Consider the following 17352-nt stretch of genomic DNA (forward strand, 5'->3'; position numbering starts at 1 on the left):
TAATCACAAGTTTCAGGCTGACCAAGGTTTGCTAAAGTCGTGATAAAGAGTTAACCCACCATCAATAAATAGAGTTTGTCCGGTGATATAGTCAGCTTCCTCAGATGCCAAAAAAGCCACCGCTGCTGCCATTTCTTCTGAAGTTCCGGCTCTTCCCATCGGAATGTGACTTTCTACGTTGGCTTTTTCCTCAGGGTCATTAATCCATGCTTCATTGATCGGGGTAATCGTTGCCCCAGGTCCGATACCATTCACCCGAATTCCTTTGGAGGCGTATTCTAAAGCCAGAGTTTTTGTTAAATTTCCCATTCCTCCCTTACTAACCGAATAACTTACATAGCAAGGTCGGGGAATAATTTCATGAACGCTAGAAATGTTGATAATGACACCTTTTTTATTGCCGTCTAAAAAATGTTTAATGGCTTCACGGGCGCAAAGATAAGCCCCTCGGAGATTAACAGAAATGACTTTATCAAAGCTCTCAATTTTTGTTTCGTGTGCCGCACTCTCCATTTGAATGCCTGCATTGTTGATCAAAATATCGAGTCCGCCTAACTCGTTAATAACGGTGTCCATCATCTGAAAAACATCGTCTTCTTTTGAGACATCGCCCTGTACTAGTAAGTCTTTAACACCACAGCCTTTGATTTCACCACAAGCTTGATCCATCTTTTCTGCGGTGTCTGCGGCATCTTCGGGACTGCTGCGATAGTTAATGGCTACATTGACACCTTCTTGAGCCAAACGAATAGCGATCGCGCGTCCAATTCCAGAACTTGCACCTGTTACGAGAGCGTTTTTACCTTTGAGACCTTTCATCATGACTAAACCTTTATTTTAAGCAACTAAAGCCTGTATTTTCAGACAATGTTTTTTTGCTTCATAGTATTAAAAATCAATGTTATCCAAAGATAACATTGATGCTCTAGCTATAAATCCACCTTTCGATAGAGCTGTCGCCATCAAGGTTAGGACTTTCTTATTCAGCAGAAATTCGCACATATTTATACATATCTTCCGGTTTAACAAACTCTCTCTGCAGCGGCATCAAATTGTTGAGGAATCCGGAATTCTGCCAACACTGGACTGGCAAAGATGTTTGTGCGCCACTGGATTAACACTCTCCAGTAATTTGCTCGTTGAGTGATTGAGCGCTTCCTAATGCTAGCCAAAAGCGATCGCGAAACATTTGGGCTAGTCTGGCAGCAGCTTGGGCGATGATATAGCAGTAGACACATCGATTAGGACAAACGAACTGTTGTAGAGACGCTTCAAAAGCGCGTCTCTACCAAATGATGCGTCCTAACCGCTATGGCGATTGCTATAGCAGGATGGTAGCGCTGACCGGGAGCGTAGACGACACCGAAGGGAACTGGAAACCCGTTAAAAATAAACAGCGGTAGAATAGCAGGATACCCAAAACTGCATAAATTCCATGTATCGCTTACGATCTCTGCCCTGGCGATCGCTGTTAGAAGTCTCTGGGATTACTGTTGCGATCGCGATCGTCCTCGAAATTATCATTGGCTTAGGCTTCACCCAATCCCCTGCGATCCGTGAGATGCTCCAGTTCCTGTATACTCCTCCCTTAGGGATGATCATCTCCTTAATGGCAGCTGTGGGGTTTGGAGTTCTCGCAGTTTATGTTCTGGAACGGTTTTATCCCCACGTTTTGATCAACAGTAGCAGCTTGTGGGCATTAATTCCTTGTTTAGCCCTAGTTTTGGGCTTAAAATCACTGTTGCCTTTACCTCCTTTCTTGGTAAGTTTAAGCTATGCAAACGTGGTTGCTGTTCTCGTTGGCGTATTTTGGAAAGGGCGTCCCTACTGGCGTTAGCAAGCTGAGTTCAAGATTAGAAGGAAATTAACAATAGACTTAGGCTATTTTTCATATAGACTATCTTTATCGGGTTTACCTAAAACAAAAAATACTGTTCATAGACTGAGATAAAAGTAGTTGTTGAAAACAAATATAAACCTAAAAACACAGGAGCAATTCGCAAATGCAGTTACAAAGTGTAGTTGAGCCATTCGGTGAAGTTAATGTTTATAAACAAACGAATGGTGATTTAAACATCGTTGCCACTATTCTCACCGTCCCTGATATTGAAGGCGCGAGAATGGGACTCGCCCTTGATGGTTCTGCCTCCATGAAAAAAATGTATGGAGTCAGCGGTATCGTGGGGGGTGCTTTTGCGATGGCGGCTAGTGCTAGCACACCTAATGTTATCGAACCCGTAGCGCGGACAATGGTCAGTTTTCTCGCTAATTTTTCCGCAAATGGCAAGGTTGATGTGATTTACTGGGCTTGCAGTCCAGATGGATCTAAAGTCGAAGAATTAGGAGAATTTGATGATCAAACCATCCAAAACATTGCCATTGCTGGACCTAAAAAACTCCCCTGGGGACGAGGAACTAAATTATTGCCTCCGTTAAGACTTTTTGTGGACAAGTTTACAAATGTACCTGCACTTGGCGTTAAAAATCCAGCGGCTATTTGTGTATTCGTGACTGATGGAATTATTGAAGACTTAGCCGATGTCAAAAAATACTGCTTTCAATATGCTCAAGCCATCTCCCAAAAACAAAAACCCTTTATGAAGCTGTTTCTCATTGGTATAGGCGATGAAGTTGATGAAGGGCAAATGGATGAGCTTGACGATATGTTTGAGGGGAGTGGCATTACGGATAGTTTTGGACAAAGTATTGACCTCTGGGATCATCAGTTAGCCAGTGACATGAATAAACTAGAGCAAGTTTTCAAAGAACTGGTTTCCGAAGACATGATTGTCATTGGGTCAGGTCGAATCTTAAATCAAGGGGGAAAAATTTGCCAGGAATATGCTGATGGCGTTCCTGCATTGCTGCGATTCACGATGCCAGCCGGATCAAATTCATTTACCTTAGAATTTCCGGGAGGAACTGTCACTCAAGATATTTCTGAAGCTTTATCACAACCTTAAATCATGTCTGGTGAGGAAATAAAATGACGAGATCTGGTCAACCTTCTAACCGACCCAACTCCCTTCGCCGTCAACAACTTCCCAGTAATATTGTGGCTAAAGAATTTGGGGAAGTCAATGTTAGCAATACAGGGGAGGAATTGCAAGTTGTATTTACTATTCTGATGGAGCCTCAAGGACAGGATGCTGAAGGCTGGAAAACCGGTGTAGCCTTGGATGCTAGTGCTTCCATGAAAGGTCCTTATGGGCGCAAGCTGGAAGGAAAAGTTCCACCCGATGTCATGGCGGATTATGAGAAAAAACAATGGGTGGAATCCCGCCTTGAAGATGGGAACCGAGTTAAATCCTTTAAAAAGGAAGCGTATCAAGATGCAATCCAGAAAGGGTATTTTAAGACAACACCGAATACCGTTCAACCTCTCGCCCAACAATTTACAGCCTATTTAGCCGGAAACTTAGATGTAGATGGTGGGACGAGTGTGATCTATTGGGCTTGTGGTAACGGAGCAGAAATTGAAATATTAGGAGATTGTACGGAATCTGAATGTTCTACTCTTAATGTTAATGGACCGACTAAGGTTACCTTTGGTGAAACCACAATCTTGACGCCAGCGTTTAAACATTTTGTTGAACGCTTTGTTGATGCTAAACGAGGGATGTACATTTTCATTACGGATGGCAGAATTGATGATTTAGAGGAGGTCAAACAATATACCACTCAACTCGCCCAAAAGATTGCCGCTGGCAAACAAAATTATGTCAAAGCGGTTCTGATTGGTGTGGGATATGGCGTTGATGTGCGTCAACTTGAGGAATTAGATGATCTGGATACAGGCACTGATGTCGATATCTGGGATTATAAAATAGCGACGGAAATGCAAGCACTCTTACAGATATTTGCAGAAGTCGTTGATGAAAATCAGATTGTTGCCTCCACAGGTATTATTTACGATGATACGGGTAAAATTGTCAAAAAATATACAGATGGATTGCCAGCTAAAGTATCTGTTTCCATTCCAGCCAATTCTCAGTGGTTTGAACTGGAAGTGTATGGTCAACGAATTCGTCAAACTGTTATTTCATCCACCTAGAAGGGTTGATATTAAGTAACGCCCTTAATATTTATTTTCCGAAGATTTCAAACTGAGTCGAATTAAACAGGAGAAAAAAATGTCATCGCGTCGTTTACCCGTCTATCTTGTCCTAGATTGCTCTGGTTCTATGTCGGGTGATCCGATTGAAGCCGTTAACCAGGGAGTTAAGGCACTTGTTGCCGAGTTAAAAAGTGAACCCTATGCGTTAGAAACGGCTTACCTGTCAGTGATTACCTTTGAAAGTACAGCTCAACAAGTGTGTCCTCTAACCGAACTGATGACATTCCAACCGCCCCATTTCTCGGCTAGTGGTGCTACCTCTATGGGAGCCGCCCTGAGACTTTTATCCCAATGCTTTGATAAAGAAGTTCAAAAAGCGAGCGAAACTAAAAAAGGCGACTGGAAACCGTTAGTATTTCTAATGACAGATGGGATGCCTACTGATACTTGGGAAAATGCAGCAAAGGAACTAAAACAGAAAAAACCCGCGAATATTATTGCCTGTGCTGCCGGTTCAGGTGCAGACGAATATCTGCTCAAGAAGATTACAGAAATTGTCGTCAAACTTGATAATCTCCAGCCCGATACGCTGAAGCACTTTTTCAAATGGGTGTCTCAATCGGTGAAGCAAACATCCCAAAGTGTCGCTCAGGTGATGGCAGATAATCAGCCGATTAATCTACCTCCTCCACCCCAAGGTATCACCATTGTTCCTTAAGACTACTCCACAGCATCTTATACTGAATTCTATTACGGGAGGCAGAGCCTCCCCCCTCTCGTTCCCAGGCTCAGCCTGGGAACGAGAGGGGGGACAGTAAGAGGAGGCGATTGAAATCGCTGCTACACAAACTTTCGTCCGCCTGCGCGGACTAGATTATAAAGGGGGTGGCTAACCCGGATTTGGTATGACCCCTCCCCTAAGAGACTGTTGGCGGGTCAATACTGCTCGGATAAGCCTGTCGTACATCTGTATGGTGGAACTTCAGTTTAAGAGTTCGCATCCCTGACTACGAACAAGAATTAAGCGTCAAGTTGCCGGATTTATCGCAAATTGCCCTAGATACTTTTGCCGCCAAATGGCGTCAGCTTTGCGATTCGTGGGCAACTCTAAGACTCGAATCCCTTGATTGGGTAATGGATTCAGTAACTGCTGCAATTGCTGCCAAGACTGAATTAGCTGATGTTCTACACCATAGGTCAGACATAATTGAGCAAAGTTGATGCTTTGGGGTGTGGCAAAGAATTCTTCAAGGGGTGGGTAAAATTGAGAAATAGGTAACATTTCAAAAATACCACCCCCGTTATTATTGATTAAGATAATGGTTAGATGACCGATAAACTTCTTGTTGAGCAAAAAACCATTGGTATCATGTAATAAGGCTAAGTCTCCCGTTAGCATCACGGCACTTTGATTCCGGTGAGCAATCCCTAAGGCTGTCGATAAAGTTCCATCAATTCCATTAGCTCCCCGATTAAACCACGGTTGAATCTCTGTATTTCCTGGAGACCAAAAAAATTCTACATCCCTCACGGGCATACTATTGGCAATAAATAATGGTGTCCCTGCTGGTAAATATTGAGAGAGTAACCAGGAGGCTTTTCCTTCAAATAATTGAGGCATTTCTGCCATTTTCTGATCAACGGCTGCCCTGACTTGGGTTTCTGCGTCACACCATTTTTCCAGGTAATATGGGTTTTGTTGTGATCCAGCTTTCCCCTGTTCCTCTATCGGGGCGGGTTTAGTTCCGTTATCGGTTTTGTCAACAACGTTATCCGTTAAACCCGCCCCTACAGTCTGATTTTGTGTCTTATTCGTTGTTATCCATTGCCCAATTTCTTCGATAGGAATCCGCAGATGAGTGGTTTTCCCATGCAGGGCATCTAAGTTATGATGACTCGGATCAATGATCCAGCGTTGGGGTTGACAATGATCTAACCAAGTCCGCAGTTCTTTACTTGTGGGCAGTTCACCAATTTGAATGACGATAGTGGGTGTAAGTTGTTGAGCGAGTTGGCGATTCCGCAGAATTAAGTCGTAGGTGGAAATGAGATAAGGATTGAGGTGAGCGTAGTTTCTTAGCGGTGAAAGCCCTTCCGCTAATAGGGGAAAGTTTAGGGCTTGCGAAAGTTGGGAAATTGCATGACAATAGGCTTTGGGGTTGTGGGGTTGCGCTAGACCTGCAATAATTAAACCGCGATCGCACTCTTGCCAGTCTGAGTAGGGAATGGGGTGCACAGGTGCAGGGGGACAGGGGTGTAGAGGCGCAGGAGTAATAGCGGCAAAGAAATCGTCAGCCTGGAATTGGGATTTTAAAGGAGTGACGGCTGGATCACGAATGGGTGCCAGAGGATCACGGAAAGGGCAATTTAAATGAACTATACCAGGAACCGGAAAGCGCGATCGCTCCCAGGCGTGAATCATGGTTTGTCGCAGATATCTCAGCATCGAGATTTCCACAGACGGTACGGCTAATTCGGTTTGCCAGTTGGGATAATTGCCATAGAGTTTCACTTGGTCAATGGTTTGCCCAGAATGACAATCTCGCAGTTCAGGTGGACGGTCTGCGGTTAAAATCAATAGAGGAACGCGGCTTTCCCGTGCTTCGATAATAGCCGGGTAGAAATTCGCTCCGGCTGTCCCGGAAGTACAAACCAACGCCACCGGTAGCCCCGATTTTCGGGCAAGTCCCAAGGCAAAAAAGGCAGCCGAGCGTTCATCGAGAATGGGAATTGCCTCAACTTGGCTGTGTTGTGCAAAAGCAACGGTAAGCGGAGTGGAACGTGAACCGGGACATAAGACGGCTGTGGTTAATCCCAACCGCGTTAACGTTTCCACCAGTATAGAAGCCCAGACGGTATTGGTATTACGAAAGTCAATTAGCATCGCATCTTATACTAGCAGAAGCGTCTACTCATTGAGGCTTTGAGGATGCGATAACTAAATCATGACTATTTATCCCAGTGAAGAAATCTCATCTACCACCTGCATCCGTCCTCGGCGAAATGCACGAAGTAACCGTTCTAGGGAGTCCCTCTCTTCATCAGTCAGCGACTCTTCTAGCAATGCCGCCATTATTCCGTATCGGTCAGCGAGTGTAATTTTACCAGAACTGGTAGCTTGAGCGAATAAATCGGATAGGGCACCGGGTAGAAGTCTCACTGGAATTTGCATATCGACTGTTGGATTGACTCAACACTTTCATCCAAGTATGAATCATCCTCAGGATTTGAGGGATATGGGTCAGACCCCACACCCCAATACGGCTAGGGGAGCAGGGGATTTAGAGACGTAAGGCGTGGAACGTCTAGAAGCAGGGAGGAGCCAAGGAGCCGGGGGGACGAATGACGAATAATAAATAACGGAAGTGGGATTTGCGATCGCGTTGATTGCGATACCATCCAAGTGTAGTCATCATCACACCTATTACTATGGAGCCAGATTCTCTTCCTGCAGAGCTAATCCTGACGCAATCGCGTCAGAGTCTGGGTAATATCCGACTAAATTGGACTCCCCAACCCGGTAATTATCTGGACTATAACGGTCAAACCTACGCTGTCCTGGAGCGTCGCCATCGCTATCTCCTAAAATCTGGGCGCTATCGTTTGCACAAAATTGCCCTTTACGTCCAATCGGCGCCCCGCCCAACGGAGAAAAGTTTGGTCGATGGGCGCTGGGTGCTTGGCGATGGGAGTTGTCAATATAATGCGAATTCTGAACTGGTGCGTTGTGCTGTCAATCCAGATGGTCCTTGCCAGTCTTGCCGTTACTACGAACCCATTGAACAAAATCTGAGTGACCCTGACATCACGTATCGAAAAAGTCACTGAAGCTAAATTTTATAACTCCCGCCGCTAACTTCTACTAAGTGTGGCGGGGGAGCAATGTTCCAGACATGATGCAAGAAGCATCTGGAAGCGGGGGGAACTTTTTTCATCGGTTAATGAACCGACGATTGAGTTAATGAGTTTCTTTTTTCGTCATAAAACTGGCTAGCAATGAATCCGAGGGAATAAATGAGCGCCGCGTTACTAGAAGCTCCCACGGCTGCACCAATGACCGGCAGAATTTCCACAAAACTCAACCCACCTTTGAGAACTCCGGAACCTCCTACAGATAAACCAAAAATCGCTAGAACTTCACCACGTCGCGTTGGTTCTTTGAGCGAAAAGCCATAAGCCGCCGCAATGCGATAAACCATCTGTGCTTGGAGGGCTGTCACCGCTGCTAGCTCAATCCCAAACAAGGCAAGGGCTAAAGGTGGCATAAAGTTGGTGATTAATCCCAGCCTACCTCCTTTGATCGCGGTATCCACCATCAGCCGATGAGCAAGCTGTTCGGATGTGTCAAAGGGGTAATCCTGTCGCAGCTTGTCTACGTCTTTTTGAGCTTGTTCTAAATCCACTTGACCCAGTGCAGCAACGAGCAAGTTAATCCCTGGAACTTTGGCTGCATATTTAGTCAGCGGATGTTCTGCAATGGGTGCCACGATTTTGCCGACTGTTTCCGTTCCCGGTTCGACGAATCGCACAGCCGCAGGGCGAACAGCTTTTCCTACCGCCGTAGTTGTGCTGGTAATGGTGTCAGCCGCCGATTGCGTAGCTTTGGTCGCCAACTGAGTGGCAAACGTGGCGACTTGAATGGTGGTTGCGATCGCGTCACTGATTTGGTCTGTAAATGAACGGTTTTTCCACTGTGCTGCCATATTTCAGTTAATTTTTATACATTATGGTGGTTGTCATTTCTACTCTAAAAGAACAAAGACCCCATATCATCTATCATTTGACAGTAAAACCCGCCCTGGTTAAGTAGAGACGTTGCATGCAACGTTTCTACAACAGTGAATTATCATTCAAACTAGAGTTAAATGTTAATAGTGACTCAAGAGTCGTGAATAAACATCCCCTGTTTCGGTCAATCATCAAACTCCTAGGATTTTACCTAGTCCTCGGTTTAGGTGGTGCAGCACTACCGGCTAACGCCCAGTTTCGAGAAAACTTTAAGCGGGACTTTCAACAACAATGCCAGCGAGCCAGACAAGCTCCCGGTGCCAATTTGAGTGAAATAACTGAATACGACAGGCGTCTCGAACGAGCCTATGTTTTGCCCAGGCAAAATCGACCCAGTTTAGTCGGTTGTGATTTGAGATCGGCTGACCTCAGAGGAGCCAATTTAGGCGGTGTTGATCTCAGCGCTGCCAACTTAAGTCCTAGAACCTCGGTGAGTCGGGCAATTGTTACAGAAGTTCCCGCCAATCTCACTGGGGCAAATCTGAGCGATGCCAAGCTAGATTATACTAACTTGACTCGTGCTATTTTAGTCAATGCCAATTTTAGAGGCGCTCGGTTGTACGATACTAATTTGAGTGGCGCTCAAATCGTTGATGCTAGTTTGGAGGGTGCGTTTGCCTCTTATGTTATCCTCTATGGGGCAAACTTGAGTGGATCAACTCTAAGTTTAGGAAATTTTTCCTCGGCGAGAATGACAAATGCTGATTTAAGCAATACCAATCTTGTTCGAGCCAATTTGACATTAGCGGACTTAACCAATGTCAATTTCAATGGGGCAAATCTCAGTGAAGCTAATTTAAGTGGCGCTAATTTGACGGGAGCAAAACTCATTGAAACGGATCTGCGGGGAGCAACAGGTGTCAATTTGCAGGGAGCGCAGTTGTGTCGAACAAGGCTTCCTGATGGCACAGTAGCCGCTCCAAATTGCGCCATGACGGATAACAATCCGTCCTTGGAGGCACGTCCAGAATTGTTTTAGGCAATAGGGAGCTGGGGGAGCTGGGGGAGCTGGGGGAGCTGGGGGAGCTGGGGGAGCCATAGCACATTTTCCCTGATAGCGGTGCAAGGGTATAAAAGGGTTTAACCCTTTTTTCTTGAACAAGAGTAAATATCAATGCCACTCAATGGCGTACTGTATCCCCATCTTTGAGAAGATGAGTCACTGCTGTGGCTACAGCGTTGAGGTTAACTGTAGCCACGGGTGAAAGTAGCATCAGGAAAATGGTAGTAATCAGACGCCAATGGTTCATGATTTATGGTTCATCATTCATCGTTCACGTCACCGCAAGGTAACAAACTCCTCAGAGGTCGAGGGATGAATGCCAACGGTAGCATCAAAATCGGCTTTTGTCGCTCCCATTTTCAGCGCGATCGCAACGCCCTGAATAATCTCAGCCGCTGATGCTCCAACCATGTGCGCTCCTAGCACTTTATCGGTGCTTTCGTCAACCACTAACTTCACAATGACCCGTTCCTCTCGACCGGTCAGAGTATGGTACAAGGGGCGGAAACGGGCGCGATAGACTTTAACCCCATCCCTATACTTTTCCCTAGCTTGGGCTTCGGTTAACCCCACCGTTGCAGCTTCTGGGGTACTAAATACGGCAGAGGGGACATTTTCATAACTCATAATCCGGGATTTGCCGCCAAACTCCGTATCGGCAAAAGCACGCCCTTCGTTAATCGCAACTGGCGTCAAATTAATCCGATCCGTGCAATCCCCAACGGCATAAATATGGGGGACAGAAGTCCGGCTATACTCATCCACCGCGATCGCATCTTGAGCTACATCGACTCCAGCCTTCTCCAGTCCTAGATTCTGGAGATTCGGCTGGCGTCCCGTGGCGGCGAGAAAGATATCCCCAATTACGGTTTCCTCATGCTTACCGCAAACTGTAACCTTCAGTCCATCTCCTGTCTTTTCAATCGCTGTCGGTACGCTACCCTCTAAAATCCGGATACCGTGTTCCTGCATTCCCTCTTGGATTTGAGTCCGAATATCATCATCAAACCCCCGCAAAATCTTCTCTTTGCGGATAATCTGGGTCACTTCAGAACCCAAGCCATGCATAATACAGGCAAATTCCACACCGATGTAGCCACCGCCGAGAATCACCACTCGCTTCGGTTGCTCCTTAAGTAGGAACATATCATCGGAGATAATGGCATGTTCTATACCGGGAATATTGGGTTTAACCGGCTGTCCACCCACAGCAATCAAAATTTTATCCGCACTCACTTTTTGCGACGCGGTACTATCGTTTTGAGTCTCAAAAATCTCTAATGTATGAGGGTCAACAAACTTGGCATAACCCCGAAACAGTTGCACTTGGGAATTATCCAACATCCGCAAGTAAACCCCATTGAGGCGTTCTAGTTCCTTTTGCACCGCCTCGATCATTTTATGCCAGTCAAGGGTACTTTGTACAGCACTCCAGCCATACCCTTGTGCCTCTTCAAACACCTCCGGAAAATGAGAGGCATAAACCATCAGTTTTTTGGGAATACAGCCGCGATTTACACAGGTTCCTCCCAAACGACTGAATTCGGCTACTCCTACCTTTGCCCCATACTGGGCTGCTCGTCGTGCTGTGGCAATTCCGCCGGAACCGCCACCAATAACAAACAGATCAAAATCGTAACTCATAACTGGCTCAACTCCCGTTATATCGGCTAAAAACTTAAACTATCAATAGTTTGGTAGGTCGGCAAAATTCCAGTAAATAGTGAGGATCTTCATTTGTCATTTGTCCTTTTTCAGGATAGTCCAGTTGATTTCCATCGACCTATCTAGAGGTTGATCCGATATCGCCTCTGATCCACCATAAACGCTCATTTGAAGACATTACTTCTTTTTCGGTGATGTTGAGGATGAACGAGACTCAGATCCGCCAATCCCATCTTTTTCCTGCGGTTGTTTGGGTTGTACGTTCTGGTAAAGTTGTTGACGTCCATTGCGAATCACCCTCAGCATATCAGCAAGCTGTTGCTCAATACTATTAAGTACAGAATCAGCATAGTCATCCGCACCGTTTTGAATATCTTCGCATTCTTCGAGTGCGAGTTGGCGCAGTTGTGCCAATTCCTGCTGGGCTTGTCGGCGCATCTGTTCAATTTCAGTGCGAGTTTGTTGTTGCAGCGTTTCACACTCTTGCTGAACCCGTTGCCGGATTTGCTTGGCTTCGAGTTCTGCCTGTTGCACAATCCCCATGTCATCCAGAATTTGTTGAGCCTGTCGTTCAGCGGCTTCTAGGATTTCTTGGGCATAGTCTTCTGTTTGCAGGAGAATATCTTCCCCTTGGTGGATAATCTTTTTCGCTGCCTCAAACGCCTCCGGTAGACTTGCCCGCACCACATCCAATTGAGTCAAAAACGCCTCTTCATCAATCAAAGTGTACTTGGTCAACGGGATGTGCGGGCTATCAAACAGCATATCCTCTAGCTTAGTGAGTTCTCGCTGGATATCTAAATCGGGGGTTCCAGAGGAAAGGCGTTTCTCTGGGGGGTTGGGTTCTGGGAGTTTATCGGGTTCAAGGCGGGATGACTCTGGGCGTAACATCGGCAAATATCTAGGGCAACCTGCGGGGGAACAAGATGGTCAACAGATCCGCCAAATTTGGCAATCTCTTTCACTACGCTACTACTTAAAAAACTGTACTCGTTAGACGTGGCGAGAAAAACGGTCTCTATTTCATCCCAGAGGGTTTGATTAGTATGCGCCATCTGGAGTTCTTTCTCAAAGTCTGATAGCACCCGTAGTCCCCGCAGTAAGACTTGAGCATTCTTGAGTTTGGCATAGTCCACCGTTAAACCGGTGAAGCTATCGATTTCCACATTCGATAGATGTTGGGTACAGCCGCGAATCTGTTGCACTCGCTCTTGTATTGTAAACAATGGCGATTTACTCGGGTTGCGGAGTACGGCAACAATGACGGTTTCAAAGAGCTTACAGCTACGCTCAATGATATCGAGGTGTCCTAGAGTGATCGGATCGAAGCTGCCTGGATAAATTGCAATCACGACAGAGACATCTGGAGAGGTACTGAGGAATTATAAGCTGTTATGCATTTAATGCGATAGGTGAACTACCCAGCGCCAAGCTTACGCTATGTCGTGGGCTTCTGATCTCACAGGGGATTGCGTCAGCTTAGACTACTCCCATTCTTGCCATTGATCGATCCAGTCTAGAACCCGGTCAAGAATTGGCTCACGTCCCTTGGCAACATTGGCGGCGATGCTGATAAAAATAATGCCAGCAATTATGCCAATAATCCAGTTAGAGAGCGGATAGGACAAACTTAACCCAACTAGCTGGTAAAAGACTGTGAAGATAAATGTGACTGTTCCCACTATTAAAAATGCCCGGATTTGCAATCCTAATCCAGCGAAAATAGCCACTAGACTAATGATTCCAGGAATAAGTCCAATGTTTTGATAAAACCCTAACGCTACCAAACAGATGATGCCGCTACCCAGTAAGCGGAGGTAGTGACGCAGGTTCCGTTTTTGCGGTAATCTTAATTCTGGATCAACTTGGGCGACGTAGAGGAAAAAATAACCAATTACGGCAGCATACGCTAAGGGTTCAGTAACCTGTTGGCTTTGCAAAACGCGCCAGATTGCCCAATCGATGAAAAATAAACTTACGTATGTCCAACGTAAATTAGATTGGCGGTTGGTGATCCAGGCATAAAAACAGGCAAGAACCAGTAAATTAATAGAAGAGAGGGTTTGGGGATTGAGCAAAACACTCACAAGAGGCAAGATCGTGGCATATTGTTGCCAAGGCTTTCCATTCCATCCCCACCGCCACCAGGGAGTTTGATAAACCGCGATCGCGAATAAACTTGCAATGATAGATCTCCAGGGATCGAGTAGGCTCAATGTCCAGATCAAACGCCCATAGATCCCAATGGCGACAACCTCAGTTAATCCGGCGTATATCCAAAAGTGATAAGGTGAGTAAGCCCTGTAAAGACGTACCATGGCGCGTCTGGAAAATGAAGAAAACTGGCGTTGTTGAACTCGTAAATTTCCTTGGAAAAACGCATAACTAGCCAGTATCAAACTGATGACAAGCCCTAGGAATCCCATTAGGTTAGGTGGGGTTCCCACAGACATCCCAGCGGCTAGAACCATCAAGATACTACCCATTGCCCAGTGAATGTGGGCAGTCATTTCGATTTGGGTGACGCTGATATGGAAAAGTGTAGCCCGATCGCGCGATGCGTTCCTTCGGAACAGGCTTTGCCAACGCAAAACCCAGGCGAGTGAACGATAAATACAGCAGATGACAGCCGCGATCGCCGCTAAAATAATAAAGCTATCCCCAGGATTTACCCCATCGGCTTGCAGTATTTGATAAATCACCAGTTCATACCAACCCAGGGAAATACCTGCCAAGGAAAGATAGATGATCCCTTTGGCTTGAGGACGGTGATAGGTTACACTGATACCAATTAAAGCCGCACCTAGGGTAATCAACCCGGTATAGGGGGTGAAATAAAAAAAGTGTAAACTAATACCAATCAAGGTATAAATGACCAGTTCGTACCAGGCAAGGGAAATACCTACCAGGAAAAGATAGGTGATGCCTTTTCTTGGAAGACGGCGACGCCCTACGATGATGCCCGTTAAAGCTGCACCTAGGGTGAGCAACCCGGTATAGGGAGTGAAATAAGAAAAGCGCAAATTAATGCCAACGAGGGCATAAACTAAGGGTAAAGAGTCCAGTACATCCCGCCTATTTTCTCCCCACCTCTCAGACGCCCCGCCTAAACGGGTATGCCACCAACGATTGAAGACTAGTGTCATAACTGCCAGAATAATGTTCGCTGCGCCGAGGATTAAGGATGAACCCTTAAGGAGTACAATAGCGTTGGCTATGGTCAATTCTATTGCCCAGCTAATGCCGTAAATACTAAATTTGGGAAAAGATTGCCAGTACCGATAAAAAATAGCACCGCCAATGAGCATTGATGCACTCAGGTACTGCCAACTGGATGGAATGAATTCTAAATACATATTGGCGCTCGAGAGCGTCAGCAGTCCGAGTTCCGTCGTAGATAGAGCAATTGCCCAGCGATCGCAGGCTTGAGCGTACAATTGAGCTAGTGTGCTAGCCTGGGGCGTTAAGCCAGCACGTAGCAGCCATAATCCGAAAATTGCGATCGCGCCAACCCAATACCAATCGGCTGGGGAGAGGGAGGACAATCCCGGAATTCCTTGGGAAAGACGTGCCACACCAAAACTCAGGGCAAATCCAATCGTGATCGCGGCGGCTAAGGCTTGCTTTAAATAACAGCTATTGATGAACATCACAAACGTGGCGACACCTAAGCCGATGAGTCTGATGTCCCCTTGGAATAGGGTTAACCCTTGGACGAGAAATAAGCCGATCCCACTCCACCAAAATAGTTGAATTTGCCTTGAGTTTAGCCCCTGATTGTTAGTAGAATCTGAACCTAAGTCAGTGTTTTCTACCGATGACCAAGGACTAATCAGGGAATCCCTGAGTGACGCTCTGGAGAAAGAATTAGCCTCTTTGCCCCCTGTTCGCGATCGCGTACTTCGGCTGGCAATGTCGGTTAAGCTTAAAGGGGTTAACAGCCATAAGAGTCCCCACGGTGGCGTGGAAGCGGGAACAAAAAATAGGTCAGTAAAAATCTCATCGGCTAGCAAGACATAACTGAGTCCGGCTAGCACAAAACCCAGATGCCAGCAACTGCGATACCCCATTTGTTTGACAATAGGGGATTGGGGATTTTGCTCTACAGTTTGCCCTGTGCTAAGATTCCATTCTGCCACCATCAGCGCCAAGAATAGAGTCGCCCAGAGGGGTTCCCTGAGAGTAGGTATCCATCTGTGAATAAACAAACAGATGGTCAACAATCCACCGACATGGGTGAGGTAGACGAGAACAACTCGCACAAAATTAACTTTAGAGGGAGTTTGGGGGAGCGATAAGTCCCACGCCATAATTTTAATTTGGCATTGGGATGCCTTCACTCACCCAAGCTAATTTTATTAAACTACACTACTCAAACAATCTTTTAAACCATAGACAACCTGTTGCTGTTCCTCAAAGGACAATTCTGGAAATATAGGTAGAGACAAAACCTGGTGACACACTTGCTCAACAACCGGAAAATCACCCATTTGATACCCTAAGCTCTGATAAACCGACTGCAAGTGCAAGGGTAGGGGGTAATAAACCATTGAAATAATGCCCACCTGTTGCAGGTTTTGGCGGACTTGATCTCGATATCCACTGCTGCGGCTGTCTTTGTTTAAGCGAATCGTGTACTGATTCCAGACAGCATAGCTTCCTGGAGTTTCTTGAGGTAAAACGATTCCCGGAACAGGTTTTAATAACTGGTGATACTGATCAGCAATCTGAGAACGAACCTGATTCCACTGATCAAGATACTGTAATTTGATTTGCAAAATGGTCGCTTGTAGGGCGTCTAAACGGCTATTAATCCCTGTGGCTTCATGGTGGTAGCGATCGCGCATCCCATGTTCTCGCAGCATTCTTATCGTAGCCGCTAGGGTTGGATCATTGGTAATAACGGCACCTCCATCCCCACAAGCCCCTAAATTCTTGGTGGGAAAGAAACTAAAACAGCCAATATGTCCAATGCTACCCACCTTTTGTCCCGCCCATTCCGCCCCCGTTGCTTGGGCGCAGTCTTCAATTACCGCCAAACCCTGCGCCTGGGCGATGTCCATAATCCCCGTCATATCCACAGGCTGTCCAAACAAATGAACGGGCAGAATCGCTTTGGTTTTCGGGGTAATCGCCGCCGCAATCTGATCAACGTCAATATTAAAGGTGTGGGGATCAATGTCCACAAAAATGGGTGTCGCCCCCACCCGGGTAATCACTTCCGCCGTAGCGATAAACGTGAAGGGTGTAGTAATCACCTCATCCCCTGCTCCAATCTGTAATGCTCGCAGTGCCAGATACAAGGCGTCTGTGCCAGAGTTACAGGCGACGCATTCGCTGGTATTCATGTACGCCGCAAATTGCTCCTCAAAGCCTTGAACCGGAAGCCCACCAACGTAACGTCCGGAGGTGAGTATCTCCTGAATAGCTGCACTGACTTGTTTTTCAATGCGCTGATACTGTCGTGCCAGATCAATAGGGGGAATGTGATTCACTCGCTTACACCTAGACGTTTTTATTCAATAAATCAAATTTTGTGGCAAAAGGGAATCCTGCTCATATTTTTTACTATCCTCAATCCATGGATTTGAGGCTGGGGGTGGGCAAAAGTGATAAGCTGTTCGGCATTTAAACCTTAATATCAATAATGGCTCTCATCCTTGTAGTGCGAGCCAGCAAGCTCGCGACTAATACCCAATTTAAAGGCACGACAGCTTAACCCTGGAGAAGCTGAGCAACAAGCTAAACGACGCTAGCTGCAATTGACACTCCCCCGGTTGAAAACACGGGGGATTCTTCATTCATCCAGAAGCCTTAAAGTATTGACTCTCATCAATAC

Annotated in this window: 16 protein-coding genes and 1 pseudogene; 6 read left to right on the forward strand and 11 right to left on the reverse strand. The window is 46.1% G+C overall.

Annotated elements, in window-relative coordinates:
• Nucleotides 1-12 precede the first annotated feature (12 nt).
• Together ACLGGO_RS04560 and ACLGGO_RS04565 are read right to left on the reverse strand one after the other, a co-directional pair.
• On the reverse strand, nucleotides 13-819 hold the full coding sequence (locus ACLGGO_RS04560; RefSeq protein ID WP_446334962.1) for a glucose 1-dehydrogenase: 807 nt from the start codon (nucleotides 817-819) through the stop codon (nucleotides 13-15).
• Between the two features lie 301 nt (nucleotides 820-1120).
• Nucleotides 1121-1406, reverse strand: a pseudogene (locus ACLGGO_RS04565) (hypothetical protein); the annotation flags it as partial.
• 29 nt (nucleotides 1407-1435) lie between these two features.
• Between ACLGGO_RS04565 and ACLGGO_RS04570 the strand changes: the two are divergent.
• The 4 genes from ACLGGO_RS04570 (at nucleotide 1436) to ACLGGO_RS04585 (ending at nucleotide 4775) form a co-directional block, all read left to right on the forward strand.
• Nucleotides 1436-1837, forward strand: a complete 402-nt coding sequence (locus ACLGGO_RS04570; RefSeq protein ID WP_446418428.1) for a peptide chain release factor 1 — start codon at nucleotides 1436-1438, stop codon at nucleotides 1835-1837.
• Nucleotides 1838-2003: 166 nt separating this feature from the next.
• Nucleotides 2004-2963: a vWA domain-containing protein gene (locus tag ACLGGO_RS04575; protein WP_446418429.1), complete on the forward strand. Its 960-nt coding sequence runs from the start codon at nucleotides 2004-2006 to the stop codon at nucleotides 2961-2963.
• Between the two features lie 23 nt (nucleotides 2964-2986).
• The gene (locus tag ACLGGO_RS04580; RefSeq protein ID WP_446334947.1) at nucleotides 2987-4054 is read left to right on the forward strand and encodes a vWA domain-containing protein; all 1068 of its coding nucleotides are present in this window, start codon (nucleotides 2987-2989) and stop codon (nucleotides 4052-4054) included.
• 79 nt (nucleotides 4055-4133) lie between these two features.
• Nucleotides 4134-4775 carry a vWA domain-containing protein gene (locus tag ACLGGO_RS04585; protein ID WP_446418430.1) on the forward strand — a complete coding sequence of 214 codons (642 nt, stop codon included), beginning with the start codon at nucleotides 4134-4136 and terminating at the stop codon, nucleotides 4773-4775.
• Between the two features lie 309 nt (nucleotides 4776-5084).
• Here the strand turns inward: ACLGGO_RS04585 and menD are convergent, their stop codons facing one another.
• Both menD and ACLGGO_RS04595 read right to left on the reverse strand, forming a co-directional pair.
• Nucleotides 5085-6941, reverse strand: a complete 1857-nt coding sequence (gene menD, locus ACLGGO_RS04590; RefSeq protein WP_446418431.1) for a 2-succinyl-5-enolpyruvyl-6-hydroxy-3-cyclohexene-1-carboxylic-acid synthase — start codon at nucleotides 6939-6941, stop codon at nucleotides 5085-5087.
• A 69-nt stretch (nucleotides 6942-7010) separates the two neighbouring features.
• Complete coding sequence (locus ACLGGO_RS04595) at nucleotides 7011-7229, reverse strand: hypothetical protein (RefSeq protein WP_446364105.1); 219 nt, start codon at nucleotides 7227-7229, stop codon at nucleotides 7011-7013.
• 257 nt (nucleotides 7230-7486) lie between these two features.
• Here ACLGGO_RS04595 and ACLGGO_RS04600 point away from each other — a divergent pair, with 257 nt between their 5' ends.
• A complete protein-coding gene (locus ACLGGO_RS04600; protein WP_446334941.1) occupies nucleotides 7487-7885 on the forward strand; it encodes a DUF6464 family protein in 399 nt (132 codons plus the stop codon).
• Between the two features lie 110 nt (nucleotides 7886-7995).
• Here ACLGGO_RS04600 and ACLGGO_RS04605 read toward each other — a convergent pair whose 3' ends face one another.
• Nucleotides 7996-8760, reverse strand: coding sequence for a hypothetical protein (locus ACLGGO_RS04605; RefSeq protein WP_446418432.1), 765 nt, complete (start codon nucleotides 8758-8760; stop codon nucleotides 7996-7998).
• A gap of 116 nt (nucleotides 8761-8876) precedes the next feature.
• Between ACLGGO_RS04605 and ACLGGO_RS04610 the strand changes: the two genes are divergently transcribed.
• Nucleotides 8877-9824 carry a pentapeptide repeat-containing protein gene (locus ACLGGO_RS04610; RefSeq protein WP_446418433.1) on the forward strand — a complete coding sequence of 316 codons (948 nt, stop codon included), beginning with the start codon at nucleotides 8877-8879 and terminating at the stop codon, nucleotides 9822-9824.
• 142 nt (nucleotides 9825-9966) lie between these two features.
• Here the strand turns inward: ACLGGO_RS04610 and ACLGGO_RS04615 are convergent, their stop codons facing one another.
• The 6 genes from ACLGGO_RS04615 to ACLGGO_RS04640 form a co-directional block, all read right to left on the reverse strand.
• A complete protein-coding gene (locus tag ACLGGO_RS04615; RefSeq protein ID WP_446418434.1) occupies nucleotides 9967-10095 on the reverse strand; it encodes a hypothetical protein in 129 nt (42 codons plus the stop codon).
• Between the two features lie 29 nt (nucleotides 10096-10124).
• Nucleotides 10125-11492: a glutathione-disulfide reductase gene (gor, locus tag ACLGGO_RS04620; protein WP_446418435.1), complete on the reverse strand. Its 1368-nt coding sequence runs from the start codon at nucleotides 11490-11492 to the stop codon at nucleotides 10125-10127.
• A 198-nt stretch (nucleotides 11493-11690) separates the two neighbouring features.
• Nucleotides 11691-12404, reverse strand: a complete 714-nt coding sequence (locus tag ACLGGO_RS04625; RefSeq protein WP_446334936.1) for an ATP synthase F0 subunit B — start codon at nucleotides 12402-12404, stop codon at nucleotides 11691-11693.
• A complete protein-coding gene (coaD, locus tag ACLGGO_RS04630; RefSeq protein ID WP_446334935.1) occupies nucleotides 12311-12865 on the reverse strand; it encodes a pantetheine-phosphate adenylyltransferase in 555 nt (184 codons plus the stop codon). Before coaD ends, ACLGGO_RS04625 begins: the two co-directional genes overlap by 94 nt.
• Nucleotides 12866-12997: 132 nt before the next feature.
• On the reverse strand, nucleotides 12998-15823 hold the full coding sequence (locus ACLGGO_RS04635; RefSeq protein ID WP_446418436.1) for a hypothetical protein: 2826 nt from the start codon (nucleotides 15821-15823) through the stop codon (nucleotides 12998-13000).
• Nucleotides 15824-15871: 48 nt separating this feature from the next.
• Nucleotides 15872-17008, reverse strand: a complete 1137-nt coding sequence (locus ACLGGO_RS04640; RefSeq protein ID WP_446418437.1) for a DegT/DnrJ/EryC1/StrS family aminotransferase — start codon at nucleotides 17006-17008, stop codon at nucleotides 15872-15874.
• Nucleotides 17009-17352: the final 344 nt, after the last annotated feature.

Source organism: Coleofasciculus sp. (assembly GCF_046565525.1).
Taxonomy (GTDB): domain Bacteria; phylum Cyanobacteriota; class Cyanobacteriia; order Cyanobacteriales; family Coleofasciculaceae; genus Coleofasciculus.

Excerpts from the sequence above, each read along its gene's own strand:
- ACLGGO_RS04575 (WP_446418429.1), top strand. The coding sequence starts at position 2,004 with ATGCAGTTACAAAGTGTAGTTGAGCCATTCGGTGAAGTTAATGTTTAT.
- ACLGGO_RS04605 (WP_446418432.1), bottom strand. The coding sequence starts at position 8,760 with ATGGCAGCACAGTGGAAAAACCGTTCATTTACAGACCAAATCAGTGAC.
- gor (WP_446418435.1), bottom strand. The coding sequence starts at position 11,492 with ATGAGTTACGATTTTGATCTGTTTGTTATTGGTGGCGGTTCCGGCGGA.
- ACLGGO_RS04635 (WP_446418436.1), bottom strand. The coding sequence starts at position 15,823 with ATGGCGTGGGACTTATCGCTCCCCCAAACTCCCTCTAAAGTTAATTTT.
- ACLGGO_RS04600 (WP_446334941.1), top strand. The coding sequence starts at position 7,487 with ATGGAGCCAGATTCTCTTCCTGCAGAGCTAATCCTGACGCAATCGCGT.
- ACLGGO_RS04560 (WP_446334962.1), bottom strand. The coding sequence starts at position 819 with ATGAAAGGTCTCAAAGGTAAAAACGCTCTCGTAACAGGTGCAAGTTCT.
- ACLGGO_RS04570 (WP_446418428.1), top strand. The coding sequence starts at position 1,436 with ATGTATCGCTTACGATCTCTGCCCTGGCGATCGCTGTTAGAAGTCTCT.
- ACLGGO_RS04625 (WP_446334936.1), bottom strand. The coding sequence starts at position 12,404 with ATGTTACGCCCAGAGTCATCCCGCCTTGAACCCGATAAACTCCCAGAA.
- ACLGGO_RS04615 (WP_446418434.1), bottom strand. The coding sequence starts at position 10,095 with ATGAACCATTGGCGTCTGATTACTACCATTTTCCTGATGCTACTTTCA.
- ACLGGO_RS04580 (WP_446334947.1), top strand. The coding sequence starts at position 2,987 with ATGACGAGATCTGGTCAACCTTCTAACCGACCCAACTCCCTTCGCCGT.
- ACLGGO_RS04585 (WP_446418430.1), top strand. The coding sequence starts at position 4,134 with ATGTCATCGCGTCGTTTACCCGTCTATCTTGTCCTAGATTGCTCTGGT.
- ACLGGO_RS04610 (WP_446418433.1), top strand. The coding sequence starts at position 8,877 with ATGCAACGTTTCTACAACAGTGAATTATCATTCAAACTAGAGTTAAAT.
- ACLGGO_RS04595 (WP_446364105.1), bottom strand. The coding sequence starts at position 7,229 with ATGCAAATTCCAGTGAGACTTCTACCCGGTGCCCTATCCGATTTATTC.
- menD (WP_446418431.1), bottom strand. The coding sequence starts at position 6,941 with ATGCTAATTGACTTTCGTAATACCAATACCGTCTGGGCTTCTATACTG.